Here is a 15,225-nt window from a genome sequence, read left to right as displayed (position 1 = left end):
ACCCTCAGCCGATCTTTCGCCGGTAGGCCCGCATGGCCAGCGCGTAGGCGACCACCAGGATGCCGGTGCACCAGGCGAGCGCGGTCCAGATCTCGGTGCCGACCGGCTGCTGCTCCAGCAACGCCCGGATCGAGTTGACGATCGAGGTGACCGGCTGGTTCTCGGCGAACGCGCGCACCGGGCCGGGCATCGTCTCGGTGGGGACGAACGCCGAGCTCACGAACGGCAGGAAGACGATCGGGTAGGAGAAGGCGGCCGCCCCGTCGACGGTGCTCGCGGTCAGGCCGGGGATCACCGCGACCCAGGTCAGGGCGAGGGTGAACAAGCCCAGGATGCCGGCCACGGCGAGCCAGGCGAGCGGGCCGGCCGAGGACCGGAAGCCGATGACCAGCCCGGACAGCAGGATGACCACCACCGAGATGCCGTTGGACACCAGCGACGTCAGCACGTGCCCCCACAGCACCGACGAGCGGGCGATCGGCATCGAGTGGAAGCGCTCGAAGATGCCCCGCTGAAGATCCATGAAAAGGCGATAGGCGGTGTACGTGATACCGCTCGCGATCGCGATGAGCAGGATGCCGGGCATCAGGTAGTTGACGTAGTTGTCGGTGCCGGTCTCGATGGCGCCGCCGAAGACGTAGCGGAACAACAGCAGGAACGCGATCGGCATGATGGTGACCGTGATGATGGTGTCCAGGCTGCGGGTCACGTGCCGCACCGAGCGGCCCAGCATGACCGAGGTGTCGCTGAGGGCGTGCGTGGTCATCGCTGCTCCTTGACGATCGCCAGGAAGATCTCCTCGAGGGTGGGTTGCCGCTCCACGTACTCCACGCTGGCCGGCGGGAGCAGCTCCCGCAGCTCCGCCAGGGTGCCGGAGACGATGATCGTGCCCTGGTGCAGGATCGCGATCCGGTCGGCGAGCTTCTCCGCTTCCTCGAGGTATTGCGTGGTCAGGAAGACGGTCGTGCCGCTGTCGGCCAGCTGCTGGATCACCTGCCACACCTCGATCCGCCCCTCCGGGTCGAGGCCGGTGGTGGGCTCGTCGAGGAAGATGACCGGCGGGGTGCCGATCAGGCTCATGGCGATGTCGAGGCGGCGGCGCATGCCGCCCGAGTAGGTCGCCACCCGGCGCCCGGCCGCCTCGGCGAGACCGAACCGGGCGAGCAGGTCGTCCGCCGTGCCCTTCGGGTCGTCCACCCGGCGCAGCCGGCCGATCAGGATGAGGTTTTCCCGGCCGGTGAGGATCTCGTCGACCGCGGCGAACTGGCCGGTCAGGCTGATCGACTCGCGCACCTCGGCCGGCTGGGACACGACGTCGAACCCGTTGACGGTGGCCGTGCCGCCGTCCGGCTTCAGCAGGGTGGCGAGAATCCGCAGGATGGTGGTCTTGCCGGCGCCGTTCGAGCCGAGCAGCGCGAAGATGCTGCCCGCGGTCACCTCGAAGTCGACACCCCGGAGCACGTGGAGCTCTGAATAGGACTTGTGCAGTCCGCTGACCGAGATCATTCGCAGAACACCCTTACCTTGCCGTCGGACGAGTCAACGTCGACGCTGACGTCGTCGAGGTGCTCGATGAGCTCCTCGAGCTGCTGCGGTTTGAGCAGGGTGAGGTCGATCGGCACGCCGGCCTTGCCGAGCTCCGCGTTGGCCCGGGTGAGCGCCTGCGGCGGGAGGAGGCTGGTGAGCCGGACCCCGGCGCGGAGCAGTTTGAGCGGCACCCGGACGTTGATCCGGCCCGGCCCGTCGCCCGCGGTGTCCTCCCAGGTGACCTCCACCCGCAGATATTTCGGCATCTTCGCGGTCACCGGCGAAGGCTTCTCCCGGGCCAGGGCGTCGAGCAGCTTCTCGGCCTCGTCCGCGGTGATCTTCCCGTCGGCCAGCATCTGCAGGATCTGGCGGCGTTGCTCGTTCATCGGTGCTCCTGCCTCATCGGACACTGACCCGCACGGCCGTTTGACCGTCGTCGATTTCGAACCGGGCGCCGGGCAGCGCCCACAGCAGTCGCCCGAGGCCGCGCAGCGCACCCAGCGCGCTGATCCGGTAGACGCGGCATGCGATCAGGCCGCCCAGCACCGCGAGCAGCAACAGCGGGGCCAGCACCAGCACCACCGGCAGGACCGGCACGAAGAACCGGCGCCGGCCGGCCCGGACCGTCACCAGCTGCGGGATCATCGGGGCCGGTCCAGCTGGGACAGCGCCTCCTGGACGCTGATCTCGCCCCGCTGCAGGCGATCGACGACATCGGCGGCGCCGGCCGCCGGTTCGGGGTCGGTCTCGACGAAGTCGAGCTGCTCGGCGATGCGGTTGAGCCGGGACTTGATCGTCGGGTAGCTCACCCCGAAGATGCGCTCCATCTCCTTGATCGAGCCGTGCGAGCGCACGAACGCGGCCACGAACACCTGGTCGTCGGGGCCGAGCTGGGCCAGCTGCGGCGGCTCGAACCGGCCCTCGATCGCGATGTCGCTGCCGGCCAGGCGAACCCGCTCGACCACGAACGGTTGACCCCGGGTCAGGTCGGTCAGTTCCTGCCACTCCATGCGTACAACGTACATCTGGAACTTGATTTTCTTAAGGTCTGAATTCTCAGATTTTGATTTTCTTGAACTCCAAAGTGCGGGGAACGCCGCGAAGGGCATCCGGCGCGCTGAAGATCATGAATGGTTGGCTAGACTCGCGCCCGCCGGAATCGCTGGGGGTGACACGGCTTGTCCACGTATGCGCTGGTCACCAGAGCTTCGGCTGCGGAGGTCACCGAGGCGGTGCGGGTGGGGAAGATCGGCGGGTACGTCGTCGACGATCCGCTCGGCACGATCGTGCTGTTCGACTCGCCCGGCCGGACGTATTCGTCGACCGACCGGCTCGCCCGGCCGGCCCGCGCCGTCGTCGCCCGCACCATGCGAACCGCCGTGCTGCTGCTCTGCGACGAGTTCGTGGCCGAGGCGCTGGTGCTCAGCGGAGCCGGCGAGCTGGCGCTGCAGTGGTCGGCCGGTTGGGAACCGCCCGCCGACCCGGCCCGCTACCTGGCCGACCGGCAGGAGTGGGACGCCTACTGCGCCGAGGTCGCCACGCTCTACGAACGGCCGGACCGCGCCGCCGCCCTCGCCATGGTCCGCAACGACCCGGTGCCGGGCGAGGACCGCACTGCCCTGCCCGACCTGCTGCGCCGGGTCTGCGCGCTCCTCGACCTGCCGGACAACGCGGTCGGCCGGTCGCTGCTCGACGGCGGCGACCCCGGGCTGTACGACGCCCGCCGGGTCGAGGCCGAACCGCCGGCCGGCCGCTGGCAGCGCTGGCTGGCCCGGACCTGACGTGGTCGAACTGTTCGCCGTGCGGGCCACCGCGCACCGCATCGGCGCGCTGGCCGGCCGGGAGGCCGCGGCCGCGGTGGTCGCCGAGCACGACGGCTGGTGCCGGCTGCGCACCGATCCGCGGGAGGTGGGCGCGGCGACCCGGGCGGTCGCCTACGCGCTGCGCCACGAACCGGGGCTGACCGTCACCGCCTACCGTCCGGACGGGACGGTCGCGCACGGCCCCGAGGCGGCCATGCGGGGCGGGAGTTCGCTGCTGCGGCGGGCGCTCGCCCACGACGAACCCCGTTACACCGACGCCGCCCGGGTCGCCGACGTGTGCCGCGCCCTCGGCGTACCCCCGGAACTTCGGCTGGATCGCCCGCCGCGACGTCCGCCGGTGCCTGCACCCCGCACCGGGCTGGTTCTGGTCGGTCTCGACCCGGCCGCCGCGGCGGCCGGCGCCGTGCTGACCGGGCAGTCGTCGTGGACCGTCCCGCTCACCCCGGCCTGGAGCCTGCACCTGTGGGACGGCGCCGGGCGGCCCACCCCGTGCACGACCGCGGCCCGCGTGCTGGCCGGGCGGAACCCGGCGGTGGCGCTGTGGTGGTCGGCGCGGGCGGCCGGGCTGCTGGTGGTGCACGGCAGCCGGCTCGTCGCCGGGCATCAGTGGGGTGACTGGGCGCCGATCACACCGGAGAGCACGGCCGCGGCGGGCCGGGTTCTCGCGGCCGATTTCGGCGTCCCGGATCAGGCGCTGAGCCTCACCGCCCTGCTTCGCCGCCGCGATCTCGCGCCCACCCAGGCCCTGACGTCCCTGGTGGCGCTGCTCGGGCTGCCCGACGCGGGCCTCGGGCGGCTCTCCGCCGACGCGCTCGCCGGGTGGGCCGCCGGCGTTGCCGGAGCGGTCCGCACCCCGCACTTGACCGGTCCGGCCGCGATCCGCCACGCCGTGCGCGAGGCCCGATAGGCGTAATGTTCGGGGCGCGACGACGCGAGGGAAGGAAGCTTCGATGGCGCTGCGTGACACGCCTCCGTTCCGGGCCGACCATGTCGGCAGCCTGCTCCGGCCGCCTCAGCTGCTCGAGGCCCGGGAGCGCCGGGCCACCGGCGAGATCGACGCCGACGAATTACGCGCGGTCGAGGACGACGCGATCCGCGACGTGGTGCGCATGCAGCGCGACGTCGGGTTGCGGTCGGCGACCGACGGCGAGTTCCGGCGTACGTCGTGGCACATGGACTTCATCTACCGGCTCGGCGGCATCCACCGCACCGACGAGAAGATCCAGGTGCACTTCCGCAATGCCGACGGCGAGCTGGACTTCGAGTCGGCGGCGCTGGTCATCGACGAGCCGGTCCGCCTCGTCGAGACCATCTTCGGCGAGGATTTCCGGTTCCTGTCCTCGGTCGTCGAGCCGGGCGTCACGCCCAAGCTGACCATCCCGTCGCCGAGCATGGTGCACTATCGCGGCGGGCGGGCCGCCATCGACAAGTCGGTCTATCCCGACGAGGACCAGTTCTGGGCCGATCTGTCCGCTGCCTACGCCGCACAGGTGGCCGCGGTCGCCGAGCTGGGCTGCCGCTATCTCCAGCTCGACGACACCAGCCTGGCCTATCTCAACGATCCGGCCCAGCGACAGCTGCTGACCGAGCGTGGCGACGACGCCGAGCACCAGCATCTGCGCTACATCCGGCAGATCAACGCGGCCATCGCCGACCGGCCCGCCGGCCTCGCGGTCACCACGCACATGTGCCGCGGCAACTTCCGGTCGTCCTGGGCGGCCGAGGGTGGTTACGACTTCGTGGCCGAGGCCCTGTTCAACGAGCTCGCGGTGGACGGCTTCTTCCTGGAGTACGACGACGACCGGTCCGGCGGGTTCGCTCCGCTGCGGTTCGTGCCGCCCGGCAAGATGGTCGTCCTCGGCCTGGTCACCACGAAAAGCGGGGTGCTCGAGTCGAAGGACACGCTGAAGCGCCGCATCGACGAGGCCGCCCGCTACGTCCCGCTGGAGCAACTGTGCCTGTCACCGCAGTGCGGCTTCTCCTCGACGGTCGAGGGCAACGTGCTGACCTACGACCAGGAGGTCGCGAAACTACGGCTGATCGCCGAGGTCGCTGAGGAGGTCTGGGGCGGTCAGTGACGCCAGGATGATCTCCTGCGCCGCACGGACGGTGGCCGCGAAGGCGGCCGGGTCGCGCACGATGCGTTCGGCGCCCGCCCGCATGGCGCCGGAGAGCAGTTCCACCGCCAGGGTCACGTCGCCGACGTCGCGGAACTCGCGGCGGGCGATGCCGTCCCGGACGACGTTCTCCACCGCGACCACGATCGCGTGGAACGGGCTGGCCGGCCCCTTCGGCACCTCGTCGACCAGCGGCCCGGAGCCGGGCCGGAACATCAGCTGCAGTGCCTGGTCGGTGGAAGCCGCCAGGAACGACTCGATGATCTCCCGCAGCCGCGTCGCGGCCGGGTCGGCGGACCGCGCGGCGATCGCGGCGACCCGCTCGACCGCGGGCCGGCTCGCCCGCTCGGTCAGCGCCAGGACCAGCGCGGTCTTGTCGCCGGCGTAGTTGTAGAGGGTGTTGCGGGCGAGCCCGGCGCGGGCCGCGATGTGACCCATATTGATCGAGTCGTAGTCGCGTTCGAGCAGCAGCTGCCGCAGTGCCTCGGCGAGGTCGGCCCACACCATCTCGTGGTGCTGCTCGATGCTGGCTCCCCGGATCCGCGGCATCCGATCATCTTCCCCCCTCCTCAGCGCGGGACGGTCGCCGGGGCGGCACCCTCCTGGTGGGTCGCGGTGAGCTTCACCCGGCTGAGCCGCCAGCCGGCCGCCGTGCGGACCGCCTCGTTGTCGTAGAAGCCGACCACCAGCCAGCGGCCGGACCCGCCGGCCACCCAGTGCTCGGCGCGGACGTGCGCGTGGACGGTGGCGCGGTCACCGTCGAGCTCGACGACGTGGCCGGTGATGACGTGGTGGGTCGCCGCGAAGGGTGCGAAGGAGGCGCGGAGGACCTCGACGTAGTCGCTCAGCGGCGTGGTCATCGGCGGGATGTCGGCGACCGAGGAGAAGTCGAGCGTGACCGGGTCGGTGAAGACCAGGCCGGGCAGCCGGGTGAACTCCTTCCGGTCGGCGATGTCGGCATAGCGGCCGAACAGCTCGATGATGTCGGCGCGGTCGGCGAGCGCGTTCATGAGGAACTCCGTCCAGTGGATACGACAACCTGTCGCAAAGATTACGACAGGTTGTCGCGAACGGCCAACTCGTGCCGGACCACCCGTCCGGTGAACCAGGTTCCGTGCGGGTCCTCGAAGCGCTCGTGCACCTCCACGGCCGCCGCGGTGATCCGCAGCAGGCTCCACGAGCGCGGCACCCGGCGGACGCGATGGCTGGTAGCGGTGCCGGCGGTCACCACCAGCGGTCCGCCGGCCCAGCGATGCACCTCGGGGACGTGGGTGTGCCCGGCCAGCACCAGGTCGGTGCGGGTGGCGGTCAGAGCCCGCAGAAGCCGTCGGCTGCCGGCGAAGCTTCTCGCTTCCGGCGGGTGGTGCAGGGCAAGCAGGCGTACGTCGTGGGCCGGCGCGCCGCCGAGCACCCGGCGGATCTCGTCGGTCTGATCCGGCCCGGCCCGCCCCGCCTTCCACCGCCAGCGGGGCATCGAGTGCAGGCCGAGCGCCGTCAGGCCGGGCAGGCGGACGACCTGGTCGTGATGGCCCAGCCAGGTGCGGTAGCGGCCGTAGGGATCCAGCAGACGCAGCGGGCTGACCAGCGGGAGGTCGTGGTTGCCGGCCACCACCAGCAGCGGCCGCGGCAGGTCGTCGATCAGGGCGGCGGCCTGGTCGAACTCGGGCGGCCGGGCGCGCATGGTGTGGTCGCCGGAGACCACGGTCAGGTCCGGGCCGAAGGCGGCCACCTCGGCCGCGATCCCGGCCACCGCCTTGTCCACGTGGGCGCCCAGGTGCAGGTCGGACAGGTGCGCGACGACGATCATCGGTGGCGGGCCAGGGCGAGGTGGCGCAGGCGGACCCAGTCGAGTTCCGGCGGCGGCGTCGGGCGATGGCGGGGAACCCGGACCCGCAAGGCGCCGGGGCTGATCGTGCAGTGCACCGGGGTGGGCAGCAGCACCGACTCGCCGTCGATGCCGGCCGGGATCTCCGGCTCGTCGGCCTCCACGGTCACCTCGGTCACCGTGCTGCGGACCAACAGGAGTCCCCGGACCGCCAGGACGCCCAGCACTCCCCCGTCGAGCCCGTGCCGGCGGCCGAGACCGGCCACGTCGTCGGTGCCGTACGGGTTGTTGCTCACCAGGATCGCCTGCGGCCCGGCCACCTCCCGGTCGCCGATCCGCATCCGCAGGTGCGGGCCGCGCTGCCCGGTGAGCAGGTCGGGCAGCAGGTCGAGAGCGGTGCGGGCCTTGTCGTCGCGGTACTCGGGGCGGCGGACCACCTCGGCGTACGCGCCGAACGACACGTTGTTGACGAACACCCGGTCACCGGCCCGGCCCAGGTCGACCCGCAGTTCCACGCCGTCGGTGAGGGCGGCGAGGCCGGCCGCCGGGTCGGCGCGGTCCAGGCCGAGGTCGAGCGCGAAGTGGTTGCGGGTGCCGGCCGAGAGCACCAGGAACGGCACCCCGGCCTCGGCCGCCACCGCGGCGACCAGTGCCTGGGTGCCGTCGCCACCGGCCACCCCGAGCAGGTCGGCGCCGTCCCGCAGGGCCTGGCGGGCGAGATCGGTGACCGGGACGTCGCCGGTCAGCAGCGCGACGTCGGCGCCCAGCTCGCGGGCGCGTTTCTCCAGCTCGAAGCGGACCACCTTGCCGCCGCCGGAGCGCGGATTCATGATCAGGAACGGGCGGCGGGGCGGCGGGACCTCGTGCACCGGCTGATGCTTGACCCGGGCGAGGGCGTTGCGGCCGCAGGCCACCATCGCCGTCCACAGCGCGGCCAGGGCCACCACCACCCACATCAGGTTCTGCCGCGCGTACAGCAAAGCAACCGTGACCGGCGCGCCGAGGACGACCACCGCTCCGATCCATCGGGCGAAGCCTCGATGGCTGAGGAACCAGAACGCGCCGGCCAGCATCACCGCCATCCCGGCGGCGCCGATCAGCAGCAGCGCGACACTGCCCCGCAGACCGGCGACAGCGAGCAGCAGAACGACCGGGGCGGCGGCCGCGAGGAAGGCCAGGCGGGCCATCCAGCGGGTGCGAGGGTCGGCCATGCCAGCAGCGTGGCGGGGGTGCGGCATACCGACATCATCCGCCGCGGATGGCCGGGCGGTCAGAGTTCCTTGAGCACGCGGTTGAGGATCGACTTGGTGTCGACCAGCGGGGCGGCCTCGATGAACAGCCGGCTGATCGCCGCCGCGTAGCGGTCGACCTCCTCGCGCTTGTCGAGGTAGAGGCTGCCGGTGAGGTACTCGATGTAGACGATGTCGGCCAGCTCCTGGTACGGGAACCGGAGCACGCTGAACGCGCCGCCGGACGCCGCGTGGCCGCCGGACGCGAACGGCATCACCTGGATCTGCACCCCGGGCGACTCGGCCGCCTCGATCAGCGACTCGATCTGCTCGCGCAGCGCCGGGGTGCCGCCGATCGGGCGGCGCAGCACCGCCTCGTCGAGCACCACCCACAGCTTCGGCGCCTCGGGACTCTGGAGCAGCTGCTTACGCTCCATCCGCAGCCGGAGCCGCCGGTCGATCTCGTCGGGGGCGGTCTTGTCGCCGAGGCTGATCACGGCCCGGGCGTACGCCTCGGTCTGCAGCAGGCCCGGGACGAACTGGACCTCGTAGGTGCGGATCAGGGTCGCGGCCTGCTCGAAGTCGAGATAGGTCTGGAACCACGGGTCGAGCACATCGCCGTAGGAATGCCACCAGCTCGGGGCACTGGCCTCGCGGGCGAACGCGAGCACCCGCTGATGTTCCTGCGGATCGGTCACGCCGTAGAGGAGCAGCAGGTCGGTGATGTCGCGCTCCTTGAAGCCGACCCGGCCCAGCTCCATCCGACTGATCTTGGACTCGGACGCCCGGATCGGATGCCCGGCCTCTTCCCGGCTCAGGCCGGCCGCCCGGCGCAGGGCACGCAGGCGGGCACCGAGCTGCATCCGGCGCACGGTTGAACCGCCGCCCTGCCCCTGGCTCACATCGCCTCGCCCCGAACGGTGATCCACATTGGAACTTCGTGATCTTTGGGCGCTAGCATACCGGCGAACGCGTTTTCGCCAAGGATTTCGCCACCGGGGAGCCGATCATGGGTGACAGTGACGCCGGCGCCAAGCTCGACACCAGCATTCCGCATTCCGCCCGGGTGTGGAACTACTGGCTGGGCGGCAAGGACAACTTCGAGGTCGACCGCCAGGTCGGCGATCAGTTCTCCGAGTTCTACCCGGACATCACCGTGGTCGCCCAGTCGTCCCGCGGCTTCCTCAAGCGGTCCATCACGTTCCTCGCGCAGGAAGCCGGCATCCGGCAGTTCCTCGACATCGGCACCGGCATGCCGACCGCCGAGAACACCCACCAGGTTGCCCAGGCCGCCGCACCGGACGCCCGGATCGTCTACGTCGACAACGACCCGCTGGTGCTGGTGCACGCCCGGGCGCTGCTGACCGGCACGGCCGAGGGCGTCACCGAGTACATCGACGCCGACCTGCACGACCCGGCCGCGATCCTCGAGGCGGCGGCCCGCACCACGCTCGACCTGTCCCAGCCGACCGGCCTGATCCTGATGAACATCCTCGGGCACGTGCCCGACCTGGACGAGGCCGTGTCGATCGTGCGCCGGCTCCTCGACGGACTGCCGTCCGGCAGCTACCTCGCCACCGCCGACGGCACCAACGTGATCGACGGCCCGGCCTTCGAGGAGGCGATCGGGGTGTGGAACGCGAACGCGCCGCTCTCCTACCACCTGCGCCGCCCCGAGGAACTGGCCCGCTTCCTGGAGGGCCTCGAGGTCGTCGAGCCCGGCCTCGTGCCGTGCTCGCAGTGGCGCCCGGCCCCCGGTGCCTCCCCCGAGGAACTGCGCGAGGTCGACGAGTTCGGTGCGGTCGCCCGCAAGCCTTAAAGCTTGAGAGAGGGCCAGAACCGCTGCGCCCAGTCGGACCAGCTCTCGTCGCCGGGTGGCGGGGCCGGCAGGACCGAACCGGCGAGTTCGTCCGCGTCGGGGACCTCGAACATCTCCCGCCAGGGGTCCAGCTCCGCCTCGGCCATCGGGAAGGTCTGCTCCGGCGCGTGTTTCCAGCGGTGCTGGATCCGGCTCCACTGCACGTCGCGTTCCACCGGCAGGTAGACGATCTCGCTGGTCGCTCCCACCGAGGCGGCCATCCAGCGCAGGGCGGAGCGCTCGTCGCGCGACCAGAGCCCGAAGTCGAGAACGACGCTGAGCCGCAGGCGGAGGGTCTCCACGGCCAGCGCGATGAGCAGGCCCTCCAGCAGCCACCGCTTGCCGTCTGGCCGCTCCTGCTGACGGTCCTCCTGACCGAAGAGGGTGAGCGCCCAGGCGTCGGGGGTGAGCAACAGGGCACCGTGCTCCGCCGCCAGCTCCCGGCCCCGCACCGTCTTTCCGGACCCGGGCAGGCCCACCATCAGGAACAGTGTGGCTGCCTGACCCGCCCGCATGTCTCCCACCCTAGGCCAGCACCCGGCCCAGCCTCCGCGCCGCCTCCCGCAGCTCGTCCGGCGGCAGCAGCGAGAAGCTGAGCCGGATCCGGTCGTGGCCGCCGTCGCCGCGCAGGTGAAAACGCGGGCCGGGCACGAAGGACACGCCCTGCCTCTCCGCGGCCGGCAACAGATCGCCGGCCCGGCGGCCCGGCGGCAGCCTCACCCAGAGGAACCAGCCGCCGGCCGGACCATCAATTGACGCGTACGGGCTGAGCGCACCGACCAGGGCATCGCGTTGCGCGCGGTAACTGTCCCGCAGGCCGGCCAGATGCGTCTCGTAGGCGCCGCTCGTGCCGAACTCGGCCATCGTCACGGCCGCGGTGTGGTTGACCCCGCCGCCGCTGTGCACGTAGCCCAGCATGGTCAGGCGTTTCACCAGCTCGGGGGTGCCGCTGATCCAGCCCAGCCGCAGGCCCGGCGCCACCGTCTTCGCGAAGGAACCGAGGCGGATGACGTTCCGGCCACCGGCCAGGTGCCACAGTGACGGCGGTGCGCTGCCCTCGTAGACCAGCTCCCGGTAGGTGTCGTCCTCGACGATCGTCAGGCCGTCGATCGCCACCAGCGCGCGGCGGGCAGCCGGTTCGAGACTGCGGCCGGTGGGGTTGGCGAACGTCGGCACCAGGTAGAGGAACGCCACCCGCCGGCCCTCCGCGCGGATCGCCCCGACCCTCTCGGCCACCGCGGCGGGATCGCCGGCCGGCACCGACCGCAACTCGGCCCGGGCATCGGCGAGGATCTGGAACGCCAGGTGATAGGTGGGTTCGTCGACCAGAACGACGTCACCCGGCTCGACCAGCAGGGACGCCACCAGGGCCAGGGCGTGCGACGCCCCGGCCGTGACGAACAGCGACTCCGGCCGCGGCGGGCCGCCCTCGATGGCCGCGAGGCGGGCCGCGATCCAGTCGGTGAGCGGGCGCGGTCCCGCCGCGTACCCGTAGGTGAGCGCACGCCAACCGGACGCCCGCAGCGCCCCGGCCTGCGCGACCGCCCACTCGGCCGCGGGCAGCAGTTCGGGTCTCGGATGGCCCCAGCTCAGGTCGAGAATCCCCGGCCGGGCCTCGAACTGGATCAATGGCGCGTCCTTCCGTAGGTTGGGCCGATGGCTGACCTCTCCCCCACCACCCTGGCCGAGATCGTCGGTGCGCAGCAGGTCATGGACATCGGCATCCGGCCGCTCTGGGCACCGATCCCGCGGATCGCCGGGCCGGCGTTCACCGTGCGCTGCCCACCCGGCGACCACCTCATGCTGCACGCCGCCATCTACCAGGCGCCGCCCGGTTCCATCGTGGTCGTCGAATCCGGTGACGTCTCGCACGCGCTGGCCGGCGGGAACGTGTGCGCGGTGGCGCAGCGCAACGGCATCGCCGGCTTCGTGCTCGACGGAGCCATCCGGGACATCGCCGAGGTCCGTGCCATGGGGTTCCCGGTCTTCGCGCGCGGGGTGATCCCGGTGCCCGGCGGCAAGACCGCCGTACTGCCGCTGAACGTGACGATCCGCTGCGGCGGCGTCCCGGTGCAGGCCGGCGACCTGGTCGTGGCCGACGAGGAGGGCATCGTCGTGGTACCGGCCGCGCAGCGGGATGAGGTGCTGTCGCGCGGGGCGGCGAAGCACGCCGAGGAGGAGGCCCAGACCCTCGACGAATGGGAAGAGGCGCACCGCGTGCGCATCACCGGACTGCTGGGAGGATAGGTGCCATGTTGGTGATCAGGGAGCGGTTCTTCGCCTTCGGCGACGATTTCGACGTGCTCGACGAGCACGGCAACAAGATCTACCGGGTCGACGGCAAGGTGCTCAGCCCGCGCGGCAAGGTCGTCATCGAGGACGCCGACGGCAACGAGGTCGCGTCGGTGCACCGGCAGATCGTCGCGCTGCGGGCGACCTACGAGATCCGGATCGGCGGCGAGAAGGCCGCCGAGGTGCGCAAGAAGCTGCTCACCCCGTTCCGCGACAAGTTCACCATCGACGTGCCCGGCCCCGATGACCTGACCATGAAGGGCAACCTGCTCGACCACGAGTACGTGATCGAGCTGGACGGCCAGGAGGTGGCCGCGGTCTCCAAGCGCTGGCTGACCATCCGCGACACCTACGCCGTGCAGGTCTCCGCCGACGTCAACCCACTCCTGATCATCGGAAGCGTGCTGGCCCTCGATCTCGCCCTGGAGCGTGAGGAGAAGAGGGGCTCAGACGACCACTGAGCCGCTCCCACTCCGCGGAGGTGCCGATGGCGGCACGGGCCGGGGCGGCGAACACGCCGTCCCGGAGCAGGAGGAAACTCGGCAGCCGCCCGGCCATGACGTTGGGTATGCCCAGGACGAACGAGGCGACCACGGCGGCGATCATCAGGCCCAGGGCGACCGGCCAGAGCGGCGTGTGCCCGGCGACGACCACGCCGAGAAGGAGCGCGACCGCGATCGTCGCCGCTGCGAACCACCACGGACGGCGGGCGATCGCCGCGTACCCCCTGATCAACACAGGCGGGATGTTAATGCAGTAACGCCCTGGTCAGCACCGTCCGTCCGGATCGTGAACCCGATTTCGCCGGCCATTGATCCGCGGCGGTCGGGTGGAAGAACGATTCCCGCTCCGGCATTTGGAGGGTTCGCGGAGGGGCTTCGGCGGGAAGAGAATCGACCATGGGTAAGCATCCGGAAGCCGAGCCGACACACCACCGCCTCCCGCATCGGGCGGCGGACGATCGGGCGATCCTGGACGCGGCCCATCAGGTGCTGCTCCGATCCGGCACGAAAGGCCTCACCCTGAACGCGGTGGCCCGCGAGGCGCGCACCGACGTCAGCGCCGTCGCGGCCCGGTTCGGCAGCCGGAAAGGCCTGATCGAGGCGCTGATGGACCGGCTGTACGCCGACCCGGCCGCCGGTTTCGCCGAGGCCACCGCGTCACTGCCGTCGCTCGACGACCGCTGGCGCGCCTACCTCCGGCAGGTGCGGCGCAACCACGCCGACCGGGAGGCCACCGACGCGTACTTCGACCTCGTCGCGCTGGCCCTGCGCGACCCGGCGCTCAGTGCCCGGCTCGGACGGCTCAACAAGGCGGCCGCGCGGATGTTCGGCGAGGTGCTCGGCACCGACTCGGCCGTCCTCGCCGAACTGCTGGTCGCGGCGGTCGACGGTATCGAACTCCGCCGGGCGCTGGCCGGCGACGACTACCCGGCCGAAGAGGTGCTGCAACTGCTGGAACAGATGGCGCTCACCGAGTTCCACCTGCGCGATCCACTAACCTGAGCGGTCATGAAGATTCTGCTGCCGGACAGCGTCGACCTCGACCTGCAGGTGCCGGGCGCGATCACCTACGCGGTCGCCGAGCCGATCCCGGCCGAGCACACCGACGCCGACGTGCTGGTCGTCTGGAACAACCCGGGCCCGCAGCTGGCCGACGCCGCCCGGCGACTGACCGGCCTGCGCTGGGTGCAGACCCTCGCGGCCGGCCCGGACGCGGTGCTGAAGGCCGGTTTCGCCCCCGAGGTGCTGATCACCAACGGTGCCGGGCTGCACGACGACACCGTCGCCGAACACACCCTGGCCCTGCTGCTGGCCGCCGCGCGGCGGGTCAACCTGCTGGTGCGAGCCCAGATCGGGCGCCGGTGGGCCGGCGAATGGGGCGGCAACCAACCAAGACGGGAAACGGCCAATTTCCGTACGCTGCGGGACGCGCACGTGGTCATCTGGGGTTTCGGTGGCATCGCCGCGACCCTCGCACCACACCTGGCCGCCCTCGGCGCCCGCGTCACCGGGGTGGCCCGCACGCCCGGCGAGCGGCACGGTTTCCCGATCGTCACCGCCGACGACTTCCCCCGGCTGCTGCCGACCGCCGACGTCCTCGTCATGATCCTGCCGGACACCCCGCAGACGAAACACGCCCTGAACGCCACGGTGCTGGCCCAGCTACCGGCCCACGCCTGGCTGGTCGACGTGGGCCGCGGCAGCACGGTCGACGAAGCAGCCCTGCTCAGCGCCCTGCGCGCCGGCCGGCTGGGCGGCGCGGCCCTCGACGTCTTCGAGACCGAGCCCCTGCCGACCACCTCCGGCCTGTGGGACGAGCCCAACGTGATCATCTCCCCGCACGCGGCGGGCGGCCGCCCGCTGGGCGCCGAGGCCCTGATCGAGGAGAACCTGACCGCCTTCCAGGCCGGCCACCCCCTACGCAACCTGGTCGACCGAGCCTGAGCCCCTTCCCCAACCCAGCCCGCCGTCCCGGACCGACGCGCCCCGGCAGCTCGCCGCCCGGCAGCCCAACAGACGATGTTGCGCGGCTAACCGCCGCCTCGCGCGAT

The 15,225-nt window shown here is 71.6% G+C and carries 21 protein-coding genes; 8 read left to right on the top strand and 13 right to left on the bottom strand.

All coding sequences use genetic code 11. The features are described from left to right. Positions 1–4 precede the first annotated feature (4 nt). The 5 genes from Ato02nite_RS14900 to Ato02nite_RS14880 are packed head-to-tail and all read right to left on the bottom strand — an operon-like array spanning position 5 to position 2,537. Complete coding sequence (locus Ato02nite_RS14900; RefSeq protein WP_213007095.1) at positions 5–766, bottom strand: ABC transporter permease; 762 nt, start codon at positions 764–766, stop codon at positions 5–7. Then, entirely contained in the window at positions 763–1,506 is a 744-nt protein-coding gene (locus Ato02nite_RS14895; protein ID WP_281419741.1) for an ABC transporter ATP-binding protein, read from the bottom strand. The genes Ato02nite_RS14900 and Ato02nite_RS14895 overlap by 4 nt, the downstream gene beginning before the upstream one ends. Then, positions 1,503–1,913, bottom strand: a complete 411-nt coding sequence (locus tag Ato02nite_RS14890) for an SHOCT-like domain-containing protein (protein WP_213007094.1) — start codon at positions 1,911–1,913, stop codon at positions 1,503–1,505. The genes Ato02nite_RS14895 and Ato02nite_RS14890 overlap by 4 nt, the downstream gene beginning before the upstream one ends. 13 nt (positions 1,914–1,926) lie before the next feature. Beyond that, positions 1,927–2,172: a hypothetical protein gene (locus Ato02nite_RS14885; protein ID WP_213007093.1), complete on the bottom strand. Its 246-nt coding sequence runs from the start codon at positions 2,170–2,172 to the stop codon at positions 1,927–1,929. Further along, the gene (locus Ato02nite_RS14880) at positions 2,169–2,537 is read right to left on the bottom strand and encodes a DUF2089 domain-containing protein (protein WP_213007092.1); all 369 of its coding nucleotides are present in this window, start codon (positions 2,535–2,537) and stop codon (positions 2,169–2,171) included. Before Ato02nite_RS14880 ends, Ato02nite_RS14885 begins: the two co-directional genes overlap by 4 nt. 168 nt (positions 2,538–2,705) lie before the next feature. Between Ato02nite_RS14880 and Ato02nite_RS14875 the strand changes: the two genes are divergently transcribed. The 3 genes from Ato02nite_RS14875 to Ato02nite_RS14865 are packed head-to-tail and all read left to right on the top strand — an operon-like array spanning position 2,706 to position 5,428. Next, on the top strand, positions 2,706–3,308 hold the full coding sequence (locus Ato02nite_RS14875) for a hypothetical protein (protein ID WP_213007091.1): 603 nt from the start codon (positions 2,706–2,708) through the stop codon (positions 3,306–3,308). Position 3,309: 1 nt separating this feature from the next. Continuing rightward, the gene (locus tag Ato02nite_RS14870) at positions 3,310–4,257 is read left to right on the top strand and encodes a hypothetical protein (protein WP_213007090.1); all 948 of its coding nucleotides are present in this window, start codon (positions 3,310–3,312) and stop codon (positions 4,255–4,257) included. Between the two features lie 43 nt (positions 4,258–4,300). Next, entirely contained in the window at positions 4,301–5,428 is a 1,128-nt protein-coding gene (locus Ato02nite_RS14865; RefSeq protein WP_213007089.1) for a 5-methyltetrahydropteroyltriglutamate--homocysteine S-methyltransferase, read from the top strand. On the opposite strand, the gene Ato02nite_RS14860 is transcribed toward Ato02nite_RS14865, so the two are convergent. Genes Ato02nite_RS14860 through Ato02nite_RS14840 form a run of 5 tightly spaced genes read right to left on the bottom strand, consistent with a single transcriptional unit; the run spans position 5,381 to position 9,423 of the window. After that, a complete protein-coding gene (locus Ato02nite_RS14860) occupies positions 5,381–6,016 on the bottom strand; it encodes a TetR/AcrR family transcriptional regulator (RefSeq protein ID WP_213007088.1) in 636 nt (211 codons plus the stop codon). The two genes, Ato02nite_RS14865 and Ato02nite_RS14860, sit on opposite strands and share 48 nt — an antisense overlap. A 20-nt stretch (positions 6,017–6,036) precedes the next feature. Further along, positions 6,037–6,477, bottom strand: coding sequence for a nuclear transport factor 2 family protein (locus tag Ato02nite_RS14855; RefSeq protein ID WP_213007087.1), 441 nt, complete (start codon positions 6,475–6,477; stop codon positions 6,037–6,039). A gap of 41 nt (positions 6,478–6,518) precedes the next feature. Beyond that, positions 6,519–7,274 carry a metallophosphoesterase family protein gene (locus Ato02nite_RS14850; RefSeq protein ID WP_246606971.1) on the bottom strand — a complete coding sequence of 252 codons (756 nt, stop codon included), beginning with the start codon at positions 7,272–7,274 and terminating at the stop codon, positions 6,519–6,521. After that, positions 7,271–8,503 carry a diacylglycerol/lipid kinase family protein gene (locus Ato02nite_RS14845; RefSeq protein ID WP_246606970.1) on the bottom strand — a complete coding sequence of 411 codons (1,233 nt, stop codon included), beginning with the start codon at positions 8,501–8,503 and terminating at the stop codon, positions 7,271–7,273. Before Ato02nite_RS14845 ends, Ato02nite_RS14850 begins: the two co-directional genes overlap by 4 nt. Positions 8,504–8,562: 59 nt before the next feature. Further along, positions 8,563–9,423, bottom strand: a complete 861-nt coding sequence (locus tag Ato02nite_RS14840; protein ID WP_498371284.1) for a Sco1979 family transcriptional regulator — start codon at positions 9,421–9,423, stop codon at positions 8,563–8,565. A 107-nt stretch (positions 9,424–9,530) separates the two neighbouring features. Here Ato02nite_RS14840 and Ato02nite_RS14835 point away from each other — a divergent pair, with 107 nt between their 5' ends. After that, complete coding sequence (locus tag Ato02nite_RS14835) at positions 9,531–10,340, top strand: SAM-dependent methyltransferase (protein WP_213007085.1); 810 nt, start codon at positions 9,531–9,533, stop codon at positions 10,338–10,340. Here Ato02nite_RS14835 and Ato02nite_RS14830 read toward each other — a convergent pair. Both Ato02nite_RS14830 and Ato02nite_RS14825 read right to left on the bottom strand, forming a co-directional pair. Next, positions 10,337–10,894: a P-loop nucleotide/nucleoside kinase family protein gene (locus Ato02nite_RS14830; protein WP_246606964.1), complete on the bottom strand. Its 558-nt coding sequence runs from the start codon at positions 10,892–10,894 to the stop codon at positions 10,337–10,339. The two genes, Ato02nite_RS14835 and Ato02nite_RS14830, sit on opposite strands and share 4 nt — an antisense overlap. 10 nt (positions 10,895–10,904) lie before the next feature. Continuing rightward, complete coding sequence (locus Ato02nite_RS14825) at positions 10,905–12,008, bottom strand: aminotransferase-like domain-containing protein (protein ID WP_213007084.1); 1,104 nt, start codon at positions 12,006–12,008, stop codon at positions 10,905–10,907. 27 nt (positions 12,009–12,035) lie between these two features. Between Ato02nite_RS14825 and Ato02nite_RS14820 the strand changes: the two genes are divergently transcribed. After that, complete coding sequence (locus tag Ato02nite_RS14820) at positions 12,036–12,626, top strand: RraA family protein (RefSeq protein WP_213007083.1); 591 nt, start codon at positions 12,036–12,038, stop codon at positions 12,624–12,626. A gap of 5 nt (positions 12,627–12,631) precedes the next feature. Then, positions 12,632–13,132, top strand: coding sequence for an LURP-one-related/scramblase family protein (locus Ato02nite_RS14815; protein WP_213007082.1), 501 nt, complete (start codon positions 12,632–12,634; stop codon positions 13,130–13,132). Here Ato02nite_RS14815 and Ato02nite_RS14810 read toward each other — a convergent pair. Further along, complete coding sequence (locus tag Ato02nite_RS14810) at positions 13,062–13,409, bottom strand: hypothetical protein (RefSeq protein WP_213007081.1); 348 nt, start codon at positions 13,407–13,409, stop codon at positions 13,062–13,064. The two genes, Ato02nite_RS14815 and Ato02nite_RS14810, sit on opposite strands and share 71 nt — an antisense overlap. Positions 13,410–13,570: 161 nt before the next feature. Between Ato02nite_RS14810 and Ato02nite_RS14805 the strand changes: the two genes are divergently transcribed. Further along, positions 13,571–14,176, top strand: a complete 606-nt coding sequence (locus Ato02nite_RS14805; protein ID WP_213007080.1) for a TetR/AcrR family transcriptional regulator — start codon at positions 13,571–13,573, stop codon at positions 14,174–14,176. Positions 14,177–14,182: 6 nt separating this feature from the next. Continuing rightward, complete coding sequence (locus tag Ato02nite_RS14800) at positions 14,183–15,118, top strand: NAD(P)-dependent oxidoreductase (protein WP_213007079.1); 936 nt, start codon at positions 14,183–14,185, stop codon at positions 15,116–15,118. The last annotated feature ends 107 nt before the right edge of the window (positions 15,119–15,225 follow it).

This window comes from Paractinoplanes toevensis (assembly GCF_018332695.1).
Taxonomy (GTDB): domain Bacteria; phylum Actinomycetota; class Actinomycetes; order Mycobacteriales; family Micromonosporaceae; genus Actinoplanes; species Actinoplanes toevensis.
This window is presented reverse-complemented; position numbering and strand designations above follow the sequence as displayed.